This is a genomic window from Myxococcus eversor, assembly GCF_010894455.1.
Taxonomy (GTDB): Bacteria; Myxococcota; Myxococcia; order Myxococcales; family Myxococcaceae; genus Myxococcus; species Myxococcus eversor.
Map to the genome: position 1 here is coordinate 587,598 of NZ_JAAIXY010000001.1, position 16,120 is coordinate 603,717.

General features: G+C 68.2%; 10 protein-coding genes. 5 read left to right on the plus strand and 5 right to left on the minus strand.

The annotated features are described in order from the left end of the window. The first annotated feature begins 153 nt into the window (after positions 1-153). Together G4D83_RS02395 and G4D83_RS02400 are read left to right on the plus strand one after the other, a co-directional pair. A complete protein-coding gene (locus tag G4D83_RS02395; RefSeq protein ID WP_163862223.1) occupies positions 154-870 on the plus strand; it encodes a phosphatase domain-containing protein in 717 nt (238 codons plus the stop codon). 194 nt (positions 871-1,064) lie between these two features. Beyond that, positions 1,065-1,811: a 2OG-Fe(II) oxygenase gene (locus G4D83_RS02400; protein WP_205522550.1), complete on the plus strand. Its 747-nt coding sequence runs from the start codon at positions 1,065-1,067 to the stop codon at positions 1,809-1,811. 21 nt (positions 1,812-1,832) lie between these two features. Here G4D83_RS02400 and G4D83_RS02405 read toward each other — a convergent pair whose 3' ends face one another. Then, entirely contained in the window at positions 1,833-4,265 is a 2,433-nt protein-coding gene (locus tag G4D83_RS02405) for an ABC transporter permease (RefSeq protein ID WP_163862226.1), read from the minus strand. 465 nt (positions 4,266-4,730) lie between these two features. Between G4D83_RS02405 and G4D83_RS02410 the strand changes: the two genes are divergently transcribed. Further along, entirely contained in the window at positions 4,731-6,518 is a 1,788-nt protein-coding gene (locus G4D83_RS02410; RefSeq protein WP_163862229.1) for a hypothetical protein, read from the plus strand. Positions 6,519-6,598: 80 nt separating this feature from the next. Here the strand turns inward: G4D83_RS02410 and G4D83_RS02415 are convergent, their stop codons facing one another. After that, on the minus strand, positions 6,599-8,221 hold the full coding sequence (locus tag G4D83_RS02415; RefSeq protein WP_163862232.1) for an ELWxxDGT repeat protein: 1,623 nt from the start codon (positions 8,219-8,221) through the stop codon (positions 6,599-6,601). A 173-nt stretch (positions 8,222-8,394) separates the two neighbouring features. Here G4D83_RS02415 and G4D83_RS02420 point away from each other — a divergent pair, with 173 nt between their 5' ends. Both G4D83_RS02420 and G4D83_RS02425 read left to right on the plus strand, forming a co-directional pair. Continuing rightward, positions 8,395-9,309: a glutaminase gene (locus G4D83_RS02420; protein ID WP_163862775.1), complete on the plus strand. Its 915-nt coding sequence runs from the start codon at positions 8,395-8,397 to the stop codon at positions 9,307-9,309. A gap of 529 nt (positions 9,310-9,838) precedes the next feature. Further along, the gene (locus G4D83_RS02425; protein ID WP_163862235.1) at positions 9,839-10,213 is read left to right on the plus strand and encodes a DUF488 domain-containing protein; all 375 of its coding nucleotides are present in this window, start codon (positions 9,839-9,841) and stop codon (positions 10,211-10,213) included. 81 nt (positions 10,214-10,294) lie between these two features. On the opposite strand, the gene G4D83_RS02430 is transcribed toward G4D83_RS02425, so the two are convergent. The 3 genes from G4D83_RS02430 to G4D83_RS02440 form a co-directional block, all read right to left on the minus strand. Then, positions 10,295-13,441, minus strand: a complete 3,147-nt coding sequence (locus G4D83_RS02430) for an efflux RND transporter permease subunit (protein WP_163862777.1) — start codon at positions 13,439-13,441, stop codon at positions 10,295-10,297. A gap of 76 nt (positions 13,442-13,517) precedes the next feature. Continuing rightward, positions 13,518-14,654, minus strand: coding sequence for an efflux RND transporter periplasmic adaptor subunit (locus G4D83_RS02435; RefSeq protein ID WP_163862779.1), 1,137 nt, complete (start codon positions 14,652-14,654; stop codon positions 13,518-13,520). Beyond that, entirely contained in the window at positions 14,654-16,030 is a 1,377-nt protein-coding gene (locus tag G4D83_RS02440) for a TolC family protein (protein ID WP_163862238.1), read from the minus strand. The genes G4D83_RS02435 and G4D83_RS02440 overlap by 1 nt, the downstream gene beginning before the upstream one ends. Between the last annotated feature and the right edge of the window lie 90 nt (positions 16,031-16,120).

Sequence of the window (16,120 nt, forward strand, 5' to 3'; positions counted from 1 at the left end):
AGGCGCTCGCGTGGGGGCGGGGTTCAGCCCGATACTCGAGCGCATGAGCGATGAGGTCGAAGCGGTGGGCTGGGATGCCATCGACACCGCGCCGGGAGGAGTCCACGGAGACATCGAGCCGCCCGCGCGGCATGCGTCCCTGGGGGGCAGGTCATGGCGGGCATGAAGTACTCATTCGTCTTCGGTGTCTTCGCGGCGCTGCTCACGGTCCTGGCCTTCCAGCTTCGAGGCCTGGGCTGGGGACTGCTCTGGCCCGCGCTGAGCTTCGCGCTGGTGGCGGTGGCGTATGTCGGGGCGGGGCCAGCGGTCTTCGGCAAGCGCGGCGATGGGCGGATGCGGCCCTGGGCGCTGGTCGTCTTGTTGCCCTACCTGCTGATGACCTGGGCGACGTGGCACCTGGCCCGGCGGCTCTCGCGTGAGTCCGTGCATGACGAGGTCGCGCCCGGCATCGTCATTGGACGCCGGCTGTTGGCGGGGGAGCTACCGGTGGGAACTCGGACCGTGGTGGACCTGACGTCCGAGTTCATCGAGCCCGAGGGCATCCGGAGCGTCGAGCACTACGTGTGTCTGCCCATCCTCGACGCGACGGCACCGTCGGCGGAGCGCCTGGCGTCCCATATCGAGTCATGGGCCACGCTGCCGACGCCGCTCTACATTCACTGTGCCCAGGGACACGGGCGCACGGGGATGGTTGCCGCGGCGGTGCTCATGGCGCGCGGGTTGGCTCCTGATGCGAAGCAAGCCCTCTCCAGGGTGCAGAAGGCTCGGCCAGGGGTTCGACTGTCGGCGGCTCAAGGAGCCACCTTGGATGCGCTGGGCGCGCGGTTGCTTCGCACGGAGCACGATACCACCCGCGTTTACGGTGCGTGATTCAGTCGCGGCGCACGTGCACTGTACGTTCGCAGCAACAACCGGGTCGCAACCTGTTCTCCGGTGCGCCATCTCCTGAATCTGTCCGGTGTGCTGACCGAGCCACCGGTGACCAGAGGGCGGAGTGTCCATATGGCGCGGGGAATGATGCAGAAGCCAATGTCATCACAGTCGTCTGTGCGCGGGGCGTTGTCATGACCGCCCCTCTCCGACGGATGCGCTCGTCGAAGCAGCCCACCATGGAGCAGCGCCTGGAGGCGCTCGACTGGGAGAGGCTCGGCTCGGAGCTGGGGATGCGCGGGTGTGCCACGCTGGCCTCCATGCTGACGCCCGACGAGTGCGCGGCGCTCTCGTCGCTCTACGCCTCGGACGCGCCGTTCCGCAGTCGTGTCGTCATGGCTCGGCACGGCTTTGGTCGGGGCGAGTACAAGTACTTCGCCTATCCGCTCCCCGACCTCGTCGCGCGTCTACGAAGTGGGCTCTATCCCCCGCTCGCCGCCATCGCGAATCGCTGGAACGAAGCGATGGGGATCGACACGCGCTACCCAGACACGCACGCCACCTACCTTGCGCGCTGTCATCAGGCCGAGCAGCTCCGGCCGACCCCACTGCTCCTCCAGTACGGAGAGGGTGACTACAACTGCCTCCACCAGGACCTCTATGGCGACGAGGTCTTTCCCCTCCAGGTGGCCTTCCTCCTGTCGGAGCCGGAGCGAGACTTCACCGGAGGCGAGCTGGTCCTCACCGAGCAGCGTCCGCGCATGCAGTCCCGCGCGGAGGTGGTGCCGCTTCGCCAGGGAGATGGCGTCATCTTCCCGGTCCACCACCGCCCCGTGCAGGGCACGCGAGGCATCTATCGCGTCAACATGCGACACGGCGTGAGCCGCCTCCGCTCGGGTCACCGGCACACGGCAGGCATCATCTTCCACGACGCCCGCTGAGGGCTCCCAGGCCCGGCTTCGTCAGTCGCCTCGGAGCGCGACCGAGGGCGACACCCTCGCCGCCCTCCGAGCGGGGAGCAGGGCCGCGACAAAGGCCACCAGCCCCAGCACCACGAGCACCACCGCGTACGTGAGCGGATCCACGGGCTGAACCCCATGGAGCAGATGCGCGACGGTCCGACCGGCCCCCGCGGCGAGCGCGAGCCCGAGTCCCAGCCCCACCGCCGTCAGTCCCAGGTAGCGACGCAGCACCAGGTTCGTCACCTGGTGTGTCCTCGCACCCAAGGCCATGCGGATGCCCAGCTCCCGCGTGCGCTGGGATACCGCATAGGCGACGACGCCATAGAGTCCCACCGCCGCCAGCAACAGCGCCACCCCGGCGAAGACTCCGACGAGCAGCAGGTAGAAGCGAAGCGGCGCCACCGTGCGGTCCACGACCGAGGCCAGCGTGCGGACACTCCCCAGCGCGAGGCTCGCATCGAGCGCCCGGACCTCCGCGCGCACCGCCGAGGCGAGCGTCAGCGGGTCCGCCGACGTCCGCAGCACCAGAGTCATCTGCGTACCGCGCGCCTGCTCATAGGGGAGATAGACCTCCGCGACGGCCGGCGCCGCCAGCCCGTCGATGGCGAGGTTGTCCACCACTCCGACCACGACACCTCCGAAGGCACCGTTCCCCCAATTGACGTCCGTGCTCAGCGTCCGCCCCAGCGGGTCCTCGTTCGGCCAGAACCCGCGCGCGGCCTCCGCGTTCACCAGCACGGCGCGCCTGCCCTCACCCCGGTCCTCGTCGCTCAGCCTCCGGCCGCGCAGGAGCTTCACGCGCAGGGTCTCCAGGGCCCCCGGACTGACGATGCGCACGCTGGCCTTCCACGGCTCCATCCCAGGCGGCAGCGGGCGCTGGGGGTCCTTCAGGTCGAGGGGCATCTTGCCGCCGTCCATCGGCAGGCCCGCGACGATTCCCGCGGCCTCGACGCCGGGCAACGCGCGCACCCGCGTGAGGAGTTGGTCGAAGAAAGCCTCGGGCGCGGCCGTGCCGAAGCCATATCGATTAGGCGGCAGGTCGAGCTTCACCGTGAGGACGCCATCCGACTCGAACCCCGGGGCCACCTGCTGGAGGTGCACGAAGCTGCGCAACAGCAATCCCGCGCTCACCAGCAGCAACACCGCGAGCGCCGTCTCTCCGACGATGAGCAGCGCGCGCGTCTTGTGGTGGTGGGCGCCACCGCCACTCCCCGCGTTCGCCAGGCGCAGCCCGCTTCCGAGTGACACGCGCGAGGCCTTCAGCGAGGGGACGAGCCCGAACAACACCGTGGTGAACATCGCCAACGCGGCGGTGAAGGAGAGCACGGTGCCGTCGATGGAGGCCTCGTCGAGGCGCGGAATGTCCCGGGGGCCGAACGCGACCAGCGCATCCATTGCCCACAGGGCCGCGAGCAACCCCATGGCTCCACCCGCTAGCGCCAGCAGGCCGCTCTCCGCGAGCAGTTCGCGAACAAGTCGGCCCCGGCTCGCGCCCAGGGCGAGGCGAATCGACAGCTCTCCCTCACGGGTGGCCGCGTGTGCGAGCAGCAGATGGGTGAGGTTCGCGCACGCGACGAGCAGCACCAGCCCTACAGCGCCCATCAACATCAGCAGCGAGGGACGCACCTGTCCCAGCAGCACGTCGCGCAGGGACTCCACGCTCGCCCCCACGTCCGCGTTCGTGCGGGGATATTGCTCGGCCAGTCCCCGTGCAATCACGGAGACCTCGGCGCGCGCCTGCTCGATGCTCACGCCGGGCGCGAGTCGTCCATACACCTCCAGCCAGTGGGCACCGCGTGCCTCCGGCGTCAGCGAATCCGCGTCCAGGCCCAGGGGCACCCAGACCTCCGAACGCGCCGGGAAGTCGAAGCCCGGTGCCATGACGCCCACCACCGTGGCGGGAACGCGGGCTCCCGTATTCACGGTTCGTCCCACCACCGTCGGACTTCCTCCGAAGCGACGCTGCCACAGGCCATGAGAGATGACGGCGACCGGAGGCGCTCCCGGAGCATCGTCCCCAGGCTGGAGCGCCCGGCCCAGGTGCACGCGAGGGCCAAGCACCTGGAACAGCTCGGCCGTGGCGAGCGTGCCCTGGACCTTCTCGGGGGCGGCCTCGGCGTCATGCGCGCCCAGGGTCAGCTCGACACTCGTGAGCGCGGCCAGTCCAGTGAAGGCGCGCGCCTGCTCCCTCATGCTCACCAGGTCTGGCGGCGAGGTGGGACCAGGGCCCTGCTTCCTCACGCTGTACAGCCGCACCACGCGCGCGTCGTCCTGGAGGGGGAGGGGACGCAGCAGCACGGTGTGCACCACGCTGAAGATGGCCGCGTTCGCCCCGATTCCGAGCGCGAGCGTGAGTACCGCCACCAGCGTGAACGTGGGACTGCGGCGCAACCGGCGCAGCGCGTGACGGGAATCCTGGAGGAGAGAGTCCATGGCGTGGGGACCGACAGCACGGACCGTGCCATGAAGGCTCACTCCCTGTCGCCAGACTGGCCGTGCGCTGAGCTGCCAGGTGGAGTGGCCGGAGCTGGGACGCGCGATTCCCGCCTCCGGACACCGTGCTCGCGAGTGTCAGTCTTTCGGGGCGACACGTGAGGCGGAACTCGGCCATGCCAGCGGCGGTCCGCCAGCTTCGTTCCCGCCGCCGTCCGGTCGGCCCGCACCCGCTCCCCGCCGCGTGATTCGTGGCGACCGGGAAGGTCGCGTCACTTCGGGCAAGCCAGTGCGGGTAATGTGTTGATTCAGGTGCGGGCGCCACGCCTGATGAAAGGGGTCGGTCAATGGTGTCTGGCAGGATGTTTGAGATATGATTGACGTGTTGTGAGATGAAAGGAGTCAGTCGCCCAGGAGGAGCATCACGGCAGTGACTGCCGTTGTCTCTCCCAGGCGCGCGAGGCCATGGCCCGTGACAAGCACAGCGAGAACATCGGTGGCGGTATGCCTCGGCTCATTGAGCGCATCCACTCGGAGCCGGTCCGCGTGGGAACGGATGCGAACACGCCGTTCAATGAGTCCGTGATGGATGTGCTCCACCCCAGGAAGTTCATCGAGGGGTCCCCCTTCGCGAAGCACATGATGCAGCTCCGGGAGCGGCTGTATGGAGCGCATTCCGGGAAGGATGCGCCGCCCTCCTGGAGCTATGAGCCCCAGTACTTCCGGCGTGTCATGCGTGACGACCCCCATGCCCTGGGGGCGGCGTTCGAGGGCCGGACCCGGGAGTGCAGCGAGATTCTCGAGAACGGCTGTGCCCTCCTCGAGCACATCAACAAGCTCCGAACCACGGGTACCTCCTCTGATTCATCGTCGGAGACGGGTCCGGTCTGGCCTGTGGTCGTGACTGGAGAAGATGGGCTTGTCCGGGAGATTCTGACCCAGGCGCGAGGCGGCGCGAACCAGGGGAGAAGCACCAAGTCCCCGGAGGTGTCAGGCTGCGCGAACCCATCGTGGCTCCAGGTGATGGACGAGCATGGGCTGCGCGGTGCGGCGGCCTACCCGATATTCAACTCCGGGGCATGGCTCGGCGGACTCAGTGGTGGCGAGTTCGGCGACTGGCGGCAGGACTATCTCTGCACCCTGATCTACGGCTTCTACCTCGAGTACAACCTGGACACGGTGGGTGGCTCGAATCACAACCACTACGTCAGGGACCTCTGTTGCCTGTGGGAGATGCCTGACCTTCCCGCGGAGCTGCGAACCAGGAGGGCCCACTTGTTGGGCGAGATGGCGTATATCGACGGGAAACGCAGGATGGAGGCGGAGCTCCGAGCCATCCCCACGACCGGGCTGACCGCGTGGGTGTTTGGGGACCGTGACCGCTGGCGCGATTTCAAGGCCTGTGACTCGGGCATGTTCGGCCACTACCTGTCGTGTGTCCCTGGCGACAGCGGTCGCGATGACCTGATGTTGACGGGATTGACCCAGGACTGGGCCGACCTTGGTCCGGATCTCCGGAACGGAGAATGCGCCCAGAGCGTGCTGACGCTGACTCGCGGCTCGATTTCCACCGCTTCGCTCATCGAGGCTTACGAGCGCAGCGTGTGGATGGTGAACGCCGAGCTCACCCCAGAGGGCGGAGTCAAACCCGAGCGGTTCTCCCTGATGTTCGTCATCATGGATGTCTGCGTCTGGAACATGTGCAACCACAGGCACGACCTCTGGCGCTACTTCGCGCTCGCCTCGGATGCCTGTGGGCAGGTTCAGCGCCGGGACCTCTACAAGTCGGGCCAGCTCGCGGACTGTTATTCGAAGGAGTTCGAGCCCACCGAGCCAGCGGGTTCGTCACGCGTGACGGTTCCGCGCCGACCGCTCCACTACACCGTGACTGTCGCTGGAAGGAAACACTCCGGCTCCATCGACATCCACACCGCGGTCGTTGACGCCGTCGAGAGCGGAAGCTTCCCCATGGAGCTGGTGGAGTACGAGTACCTCATCCCGAGGCTTCTCTGCATGAAGTCCATCACCTCCTCGGAGTTCCTCGCGCACATGGACGCGTTCTATTGCGAGCACCACGCCATCCTCATGCGCGCCGCGCACAAGTCGAACTTCAGCATGGAGTTCTCCACGGCGCTCATCTTGTTCACGATGGAGCAGTGGTGGTTTGGGTTTCCCTACGCGGTGGGCCTCGGGAGTCTGATTGAAGCCCAGCCAGGAACCGTCGCCAATGATCGGGTTCACCCAGACCGGTGAGCCACCAGACGGAATGGCCGGAGCTGGGACACCAGGTTCCCTGCTCCGGCCACCCATCGCCACGGATTCGTGTTCGAGGCTCAGTTCTTGGGGAAGCAGCCCACGGACAGGGCCCACGGCTCGCTGCTGTGAACGCCATCGCCCGCCACCAGGTACACCCAGTCTCGGGTGGCGCGGAAGATGACCGGATTGGACGAGTCCGGGCCCGGATTGATGTCCGCCACGCGGGTTCCCGACGCGGTGCCGTTGGTCCACGCCAGCTCCACGCCCACCGACTCCTCGTAGTAGACGAACGTCGCGCCGCCGCCCACGACGAAGGGCGGGTAGGGGTCTCCTGAGATGGAGTGGTCGGGCCCGGGTCGCAGGTCCTTGATGAGATGGGTGCCCGAAGTCGTTCCGTCGGTGACCCAGGGCTCTTTCCCCTCGCCGGGCGTGGTGGCGTAGAAGAAGACCTTGTTCTTGCCGGCGACCAGGCTGGAGGGCTCGTACCCCGGCTGTGGCGACGTCGGGTGGGTGTCCGCGAGCATCAAGGTCCCCGCAGTCGTACCGTTGCTCCTCCAGGGCTCCCGGCCATGGGTGCCGTCGTCGGCGAACAGGATGACGTTGCCCTTCAGTGGCACCAGTTCACGGGGCGCCGAGCCCGTGGCACCGGGACGGATGTCCTTCACGAGGCGCGTGTCGTCCTCCTTACCCCTCGAGGTCCACGGCTCCGCGCCGTGGACACCGTCGTTCGCGGTGAAATAGAGCTTCTTCTTCCCTGAGGTCAGCCAGGCAATGTCCGAGCCCTCCGAGCCCGCACGGATGTCCATGACAAGCTCGGTGTCCTCCTTCGTTCCATCCGTCGTCCAGAGCTCTCGACCGTGGGTGCCGTCATCCGCCACGAAGAACAGGGTGCCGTCTTCCAGGCGGAAGAGCTGATCGGGTGACGAGTCCGTGGCTCCGGGCGCGATGTCTCGCACCAATCGGGTTCCGCCGCTCGTGCCGTTGGACTTCCACAGCTCACGACCCTTGTCGCCGTCGTCCGCGGCGAAGAGGAGCCGCTTGCCATCCAGGAGGAGCTGCCCGGGTGAAGAGCTCGCGAAGCCCGGGGCGATGTCCTCCACGAGGCGCGTTCCCCCCGTCGTTCCATCGCTGCGCCACAGCTCCGTGCCGTGCGTACCGTCATCGGCGGCGAAGTAGAGCGCCTTGCCCATGGCGACTGGGTTGATGGGGTTGGCGGAGAAGGCATCGCCGAAGGGGTTGATGTCCTCGACCAGCCGGGTGCCTCCGGGAGTGCCATCCGTCTTCCACAGCTCACTGCCATGAATGCCATCGTCGAGGATGAAGAAGACCTTGGAGCCCACGACAGTCATCCGCTTGGGGGCGTCGGAGAGGTTTCCGAGCAGCAGCGTGGCCTTCCACCCGGACGACTTCTCCTCCAGCGTCCACAGGGCGTAGGTGTCGAGGCTCGGACCGTAGATGACGCTCATGTAGACGACGCCATCCACTTCGGCGCTATCGAGCGGGAACGTCGAGCCGGTCCCTGGCGCGAGGTCCGCGACGAACTGGGGGCCGGTGCACTGCGGTGGGTTGTTCAGGTCCTGGCTCAGCTCGAGCCCGGAGTCGCTGTCGGTGGTCGGTGGGTCCACCGACTCCTCCATGGGACCGCAGGCGCAGAGCAGCGCACAGCTGCTGGCGAGGAGGTATGAATGGGGATGTCGCATCGATTCATTTCCTTTCCCCGGACCCACGTTCATCCGGGTCCGCGGAATGTGGAGGGTGACTGGCGAATGCCCAGTGCTCTGGGGCATGAGGTCAGGTTCTCCAGTTCACCGATGTGAATGAGTCGACGCTTCCCGGCGCGGCTATCATCGGGCCTCGGCGGACGGGGCACGTGATGGACGACTTCCAGGCGATTCTGAATGAAGTGATGGCGGCCATCCGGCCGGTGGTGGGGCAGGGGCGCGTGGCCAACTACATCCCGGCGCTCGCCGCGGTGGACCCCTCCCGGTTCGGCATGGCGCTGGCGACGGTGGATGGAGAGGTGTTCGGTGTAGGGGATTGGCGGGTGCCCTTCTCGGTGCAGAGCATCTCGAAGGTGTTCGCGCTGGCGCTGACGCTGGCCAGAGACGGTGATTCGCTGTGGCGCAGGGTGGGCAAGGAGCCCTCGGGCAATCCGTTCAACTCGCTGGTGCAGCTCGAGTATGAGCAGGGCGTGCCCCGCAACCCGTTCATCAACGCGGGGGCCCTGGTCGTCACGGACCGGCTGCTGAGCCTCACGGGGGACTCACGCGGGTTGCTGCGGGAGTTCCTGCGGGCGGAGAGCGGCAACGCGTCCGTGGACTTCGACCCGGTGGTCGCCGCGTCCGAGGCCGAGCATGGCCACCGCAACTCCGCGCTGGCGCACTTCATGGCGAGCTACGGCAACATCCAGAATCCGGTGCCGCGCGTGTTGGAGCACTATTTCTGGCAGTGCTCATTGTCGATGAGCTGCGCGGACCTGGCTCGGGCCTGCGGTTTCCTGGCGCGACATGGGCAGGGCGCGAAGGGTGAGCGATTGCTCACGCGCAGCCAGGCCAAGCAGGTCAACGCGGTGATGCTCACGTGCGGCACGTATGACGCCGCGGGTGAGTTCGCCTATCGCGTGGGCCTGCCCTGCAAGAGTGGTGTCGGTGGCGGCATCATCGCCGTCATCCCGAATCGCTGTGGCTTGTGTGTGTGGAGCCCGGGGCTGGATGCCCACGGCAACTCCGTTGCTGGCGTGGAAGCGCTGGACCGCTTCACGACGCTGACCGGACTCTCGGTGTTTTGATGGGGATGGGTGGCGTCGAAGGTAAACCGGTCCTCGCGAAGATGTTCTTCCGCTGAGGACCGGCCCCCACCGCCCATCCCTCACGCCCGAGCCGTCCCGTGTGCTGCAACCCGCCCGTCCAACCCGCCGCCCTGTGCTGCTTGCTGCCCCGTGCTGCCCGTCCTGCGTGCTGCCCCGCCCGACCCGCCGCCCGTACCGCCCCGTGCTGCCGTCCTGTGTGCTGCCCCGTCCAACCCGCCGCCCGTACTGCCCCGTGCTGCCCGTCCTGCGTGCCGCCCCGTCCAACCCGCCGCCCGTCCTGCGTACCGCCCCGTCCAACCCACCGCCCGTCCTGCTCAACCACCGCGCCGTTCCGCCGCGCTTCGTGATGCCATCCCATAGCAGGGCGCGTGCCGCGTCCTTCGCCTCGGTGGATCCAAGCGTTTCCAAGGACTTGCAACACAGCCACCGCGAGTGATCGGCCCAGGTCCGGTAAGAAGTCGGGTGAACCCTTCCGGAATGGGTGCCGACTCCACCGCGTTGCCCCTGGATGCCCATCAAGACCCGTCGCTGGTGTGTGCCTGGCGAGCCCGATGATGGCTTGCGACTCCTCATCTGCCGCTACAGGCCGCGCGGGCTCCCCAAAGCCAAGGAGACCTGGGACGCGTGGCGCCGCGAACTCGCCCCCAGCCCCGACCTCTTCGAGGCCTTCTACGGCAAGGGCCAGACACCGATAACCCTGGATGTCTACCGAACGCGGTACATCCAGGAAATGCAGTCACAGCGGGAAATCATCGTGGAGCTGGCCGAGCGCGTGGACCGGGGTGAGACGGTGACGCTGCTCTGCTCCAAGGACTGCATCCTGGAGCCCGTCTGTCACCGCACGCTGCTCGCCGAGCTCATCGAAGCCGCCCGACGCTCCTGACCTTCTGGAGCGTGGGCGGCCTCACCGCCGGGACGTGGGAGCCAGTTGCTCCCTCGCCCGCCAGCGGCGTCCTTCACTGCCTCACGGCGCCGGAGCGTGCGCCGGGAGTTCGTCGTCGTCCGCCGCTTCCCGCCGGGACTCGCCGCGCACCTTCTGCATCAGCACGTAGAGGCCCGGGATGAAGACCAGGTTGACGATGGTGGACACCAGCATGCCGCCGAACACCGTCGTGCCCAGCGAGTTGCGAGCCGCCGCGCCCGCGCCCTGCGCCGTCATCAGCGGCACCACGCCGAGGAGGAAGGCGATGGACGTCATCAGGATGGGACGCAAGCGCACCTCGGCGGCCATCACCACCGCCTCCAGCGCGTCCTTGCCGCTCTCCCTCAACTGCTCGGCGAACTCGACGATGAGGATGGCGTTCTTGCTGGCAAGGCCCACCAGCATCACCAGACCCACCTGGCAGAACACGTCGTTGGCGTAGCCGCGCAGGAGCTGCAGCCCCAGCGCGCCCATGATGGCCAGGGGCACCGAGAGGATGATGACGAACGGCAGGCTGAAGCTCTCGTACTGCGCCGCCAGCACCAGGAACACGAACAAGAGCCCCAGGCCGAAGATGATGACGGTCTGCCCGCCGCTCTCCTTCTGCTCCAGGCTGATGCCCGTCCACTCCGCCGTCATGCCCTGGGGAAGAATCTCCGCCGCCAGCGCCTCCATCGTCTCGATGGCCTGGCCGGAGGAGACGCCCGGAGCCGCGGCGCCGTTGACCTCCGCCGAGCGGAACAGGTTGTAGTGACGGATGACCTGCGCGGACACCGTGGGCGTCACCTTCACCAGCGACTCGAGCGGAATCATCTCCCCGTTGTCGCTGCGCACATAGAACGCGCCGATGTCCTGCGGGCTGTCGCGGTATTGCTGCTCGGCCTGCACGTAGACGCGGTACGTCCGGTTCGCGTAGTTGAAGTCGTTGACGTACTGGCTGCCCATGTAGACCTGCATCGTCCCGAAGACCTGCTCGATGGGGATGCCGAGCGCCTTGGCCTTCTGACGGTCCACTTCCACGTCCAACAGCGGCGTGTCCGCGTTGAACGCGGTGAGCACGCCGCGCAGCCGTCCATCCGCGTTGCCCTTCGCCACCAGGTCCTGCGTGGCCGTCGCCAGCTCATCCAACGTGCGCGAGCCGGCCGTGTCCTCGACGATGTACTGGAAGCCGCCCACGCTGCCCACGCCACGGATGGCCGGAGGCTGGAAGGGGATGACGCGCGCGCCACCGATGCGGCTCAGCGGCCCGCGCAGCCGCTCCACCAACCCCGCCACCGACTGGGTCTTCCCCGGACGCTCCTCCCAGGGAATGAGGCTGGTGAACACCGTGGCCAGGTTGGGGCCCGTGCCCTGGAAGGAGAAGCCGCCGATGGCGAACATGGCGCGCACCTCCGGCTGCTGCTTGAGCACGTCCTCCACCTGGGCCAGCACCTTCTCCGACTGCGCCAGCGACATGCCCTCCGGACCCTGGATGGAGATGATGACGTAGCCCTGGTCCTCGTCGGGGATGAAGGCCGTGGGCGTCACCCGGAACAGCACCGCCGTGGCCGCGATGCAGGCCAGGAAGGCGACGAGGACGATGAGCGGGTGCTTGAGCAGCGCGCGCAATCTCCGTCCGTACCAGGCGCGCGTCGCGTCCAGCACCTTGTCCACCCAGCGGAAGAACACCCACTTCTCACCCACGTGGTGCTTGAGCATCCGCGCGCTCAAGGCCGGGGTGAGCGTCAGGGCGCAGAACGTCGACAGCGCCACGGACGCGGCGATGGTCAACGCGAACTGTCGGTAGATGGCGCCCGTCGTTCCAGGAAAGAGGGCCACCGGGACGAACACCGCCACCAGCACGACGGAGATGGCGATGACCGCGCCGGCCACCTCCTTCATGCCCTCGCGCGCCGCCTGCCGCGCCGTCAGGTGTCGCTCCACCATCAATCGCTCGATGTTCTCGATGACGACGATGGCGTCGTCGACGACGAGGCCCGTGGCCAGCGTGAGGCCGAAGAGGGTGAGGGTGTTGATGGAGAACCCCATCAACTGGACGAAGGCGAAGGTGCCCACCAGCGAGACGGGCAGGGTGAAGGCCGTAATCAGCACGCTGCGCCAGCCGTGCAGGAACAGGAAGATGACCAGGATGACCAGGGCGATGGCTTCCACCAGCGTCTGGAGCACCTCGTGGATGGAGGCGCGCACCGCGAGCGTGGTGTCCGTGCCCGTCTGGAACGTCATGCCCGGCGGGAACTGCACGGACAGGCGCTCCAGCTCCTTGAAGACGCCGTCGCGCACGTCGAGCGCGTTGGCGGTGGGCAACTGGAAGATGGCCAGACCCACGCCCGTCTTCCCGTTGAAGCGCAGGAGCGTGCCGTAGTTCTCCGCGCCCAGCTCCACCCGGCCCACGTCCTTCACGCGCACGGCCTTGCCGCTTGCGTCGCGCATCAGGACGATTTCGCCGAACTCCTCCGGCTCCACCAGACGGCCGCGCGCGCGGACCGCGAGCTGGTAGGGCTGCTCGTCACTGGAGGGTGGCTGGCCCACCTGGCCCGCGGCCACCTGGAGGTTCTGCTCCTGGAGCGCGCGCGTCACGTCCTGGGGCGTGAGCTTGCGGCGCGCCAGCTCCGTCGGGTCCAACCACAGGCGCATGGAGAACTTGCGCTCGCCGAAGATGCGCACCTCGCCGACGCCGCGAACGCGCTTGATGGCGTCCTTGAGATTCACGTCGGCGTAGTTGCTGAGGAACTTCGCGTCGTAGCGGTTGTCCGGGCTGGACAGACCCACCGTCATCAACATCTGGCTGGACGCCTTGTTGACGACGATGCCCGTCTGGTTCACCTGCGCGGGCAGGCGCGCGGCGGAGCGGCTGACGCGATTCTGCACGTCGACGGCGGCGACTTCGATATCGCGCGTGGGCTCGAAGGTGACGGTGATTTGGCTGGTGCCGTCGTTGCTGCTGGTGGAGGTGATGTAGCGCATGCCCTCCACGCCATTGAGCTCCTGCTCGATGGGGATGGTGACGGCGCTCTCCACCACTTCGGCGCTGGCGCCCACGTAGTTGGCGGTCACCGTCACCTGCGGCGGTGCCAGGTCCGGGTACTGGGAGATGGGCAGGGTGGGGATGGCAATCGCCCCCACCAGCGTCAGCAAGATGGAGCAGACGATGGCGAAGACGGGTCTGCGGATGAAGAAGTCGACGAACACGGCGTTCAGGCCCTCATTCTCATGGCGATATCCAGGCCTCGCGCCGCTGCTCGCGAGGCTTGGGTCCATCCCCTGCTCAGCGGCTGCCCGCCGTGGCGGCACCGGACCCGGCGCCCGGACCGGCGTCGGGGGACTTCACCTTCACGGCCATGCCGTCGCGCAGCGCCTGCAGCGAGGACACGGCGACGCGGTCGCCCTGCTTCAGTCCACCTTCGATGACGTAGGACAAATCTCCCAGCGTGCCGAGGACGATGGGACGGCGCTCCACCACCGTCTTGCCCTCCTTGTCCTGCACCACCATGGCGAAGGGCTGACCACTCAGCCGCACCACCGCGAGCGCGGGAATCTGCAGCGCGTCCCGCACGGCGTAGACGATGCGCGCGCGCACCAGCTCACTGGGGCGCAGGCCCGCGGTGTTCTGGAAGGCCGCCTTCACCTCCACCAACTGCGTGCGCGGGTCCGCCTGCGGCGCGACGAAGAACAGGGGGCTGGTGAGCAGTACCTTGCCCCGCGAGTCGAGCACCTCCAGCATCGTGTCCGGCTTGAGGGCGCGGGCGCGCTCGGACGGCAGCGCCACGCTGACCTCCAGCACATCCGCCTGGGCAATCGTCGTCAGCGGCGTCGTCGCGCCCACGAAGTCACCCATGCGCACCAGCACGTCGCCCACGGTGCCCGCGAAGGGCGCGCGCACGGCGTGGAACTGCAGCTGCACCTGGCGCTGGGCCACCTGCGCGGCGGCGGAGCGCGAGGCGGCCTCGGCGGCCTCCACCTGGGCGCGGCCCTGCTCCAGCTCCTGCGCGCTGGCCAGGCCCTCCTTGTAGAGGGCCTCCGTGCGCGCCAGCGTGGTGCGCGCCAGCTCCCGGCTGACGTGCGCGGAGCTCTGCTGCGCCTGGGCGCTGTCGAGCGCGGCCGTCTCCGTGCGGGAGTCGACCTCCAGAATCGGCGCCCCGGCCTCCACCTTCTGGCCCGGCTTCACATGGATGCGGCGCACGTAGCCGGCCACTTGAGGCAGCACGGTGATGTTCTGCCGCGACAAGAGCGAGCCCAGATACTCCCCGGTGTCGCGCACCTCGCTGGGCGTCAGCGTCAGCACCTGGACTTCGCGAGGAGGTGGAGCGGCTGGAGGCGCCGCCTTGCCCGAGCAGCCCGCCGCCACCAGCAGGGCGGTACTCCACAACGTCATCTTCAGCGCCTTCAGGGGGCGCACCCGCATCACCAGTCGCACCGGGCCTCCGTCAAGAATGCGTCCAGGCGCGCCTGGACAAGCTCGAACTCACGCAGCGCCAGCGTCAACTCCGCCTGGCGAAGGGCCGCTCCGCTCTGCACCAGCTCCAGGCTGTCGCCGCGGCCCACTTCAAAGGAACGTCGGGTGAGCCGGTCCGTCCGGTCCGCCAGCTCGCGCGACTCGGACGCCGTCTTCACCAGGGCCTGCGCCACCTCGATGCTGCGCCGGGCCTGCGTCACCTCGACGGACACGTCGCGGCGGCTGCCCTCCAGCGCCTCGGCCGCCTGCCGCTCGATTCCCTCGCGCTCCTTCACGAGACCGCCGCGCTGGCCGCCTTCCCAGATGGGGACGGACAGCACCGCGGCGATGCTCCACGTGGAGAAGCGTCCGAAGCCCGGGTCCGTCGTCACGCCTTGCAGGGTGCTCGTCAGACCGAGCGAGGGCAGGTAGCCCGCGGACGCCTGTCGGCGGCTGTCGCGAGACGCCTCCACCTGCGCGCGAGCGGCGGCCAGGTCCGGCCGGGCGTCCAGGTTCTCCAGCGGGGTGCACGCCTTGCGCGTGTCCTCCATCAGCCCGTTCAGGTTGAAGGACGTGTCCACGCCCACCGCGTTGCCGAAGCCCAGGGCGATGCCGAGCGCCTCGCGGGCCCGGCGAAGCTGCTCGTCACCCGCGACGAGCGCGCCGCGCGCCAGCGCCACGTCCTGGTTCACCCGCACCACGTCGAGCTGGTTGCTCGCGCCCAAATCGAAGGAGCGCGTCGTCAGCGCGGAGCGCTCCAGCGCCTGGAGCAGTCCCACGCGGTTGAGCTCCGCGGCCCGCTCGGCCGCCACGGTGGCGACCAGGGTGCGCGCGAGTCCCAGCGTGAGGCGGCGACGCAAGTCCTGGAGGCTGGCCACCGCGCCGCGCTCATTGGCCGCGGCCGACGACAAGCCGCGCCAGGCGCCCACGTCCACCAGCGACTGGCTCAACGACGCGGAGACCGAGCCCAGAATCGGCGCGGTGCCCGTGCGCCCGTCCAGGGCTGGCGAGGGAAACACACCCACCGCCGTGTCTGGGTTGAGGAAGTCATGCGTGGCGCTCGCCTGGGCGCGCGCGTTGGGCAGGAGCGTCCCCAAAGCCTGACGCCACCGGCCCTCGGCCCGCTGGATGCCGGCTTCGGCGGACCGCAGGTTCGTGGAGCGCTCCCGCACGAGCGTCAGCGCCTGGTCCCAGGTGCTGACCTGCTGAGTGGCGGGAGGAACCGGGGCCAACATCGGGTCCTCCACCTTCGGCTGAAAGGGGACGGGCGGAGGAACAGGAGGATTCGGCGCGGCAGGCGTCGAGGCAGCGACGAACGCCAGGAGGAGAACGGTGGAGGCGGACATACCAAGGGGGTAGGTAAGAGTGACTGCAGGTGCGACTCGACTCCCCCCACGCGACGAATCGCGTCAGGCAGATGTAATTGACAACCATTG

Excerpts from the sequence above, each read along its gene's own strand:
- G4D83_RS02395 (WP_163862223.1), top strand. The coding sequence starts at position 154 with ATGGCGGGCATGAAGTACTCATTCGTCTTCGGTGTCTTCGCGGCGCTG.
- G4D83_RS02400 (WP_205522550.1), top strand. The coding sequence starts at position 1,065 with ATGACCGCCCCTCTCCGACGGATGCGCTCGTCGAAGCAGCCCACCATG.
- G4D83_RS02405 (WP_163862226.1), bottom strand. The coding sequence starts at position 4,265 with ATGGACTCTCTCCTCCAGGATTCCCGTCACGCGCTGCGCCGGTTGCGC.
- G4D83_RS02410 (WP_163862229.1), top strand. The coding sequence starts at position 4,731 with ATGGCCCGTGACAAGCACAGCGAGAACATCGGTGGCGGTATGCCTCGG.
- G4D83_RS02415 (WP_163862232.1), bottom strand. The coding sequence starts at position 8,221 with ATGCGACATCCCCATTCATACCTCCTCGCCAGCAGCTGTGCGCTGCTC.
- G4D83_RS02420 (WP_163862775.1), top strand. The coding sequence starts at position 8,395 with ATGGACGACTTCCAGGCGATTCTGAATGAAGTGATGGCGGCCATCCGG.
- G4D83_RS02425 (WP_163862235.1), top strand. The coding sequence starts at position 9,839 with ATGCCCATCAAGACCCGTCGCTGGTGTGTGCCTGGCGAGCCCGATGAT.
- G4D83_RS02435 (WP_163862779.1), bottom strand. The coding sequence starts at position 14,654 with ATGCGGGTGCGCCCCCTGAAGGCGCTGAAGATGACGTTGTGGAGTACC.
- G4D83_RS02440 (WP_163862238.1), bottom strand. The coding sequence starts at position 16,030 with ATGTCCGCCTCCACCGTTCTCCTCCTGGCGTTCGTCGCTGCCTCGACG.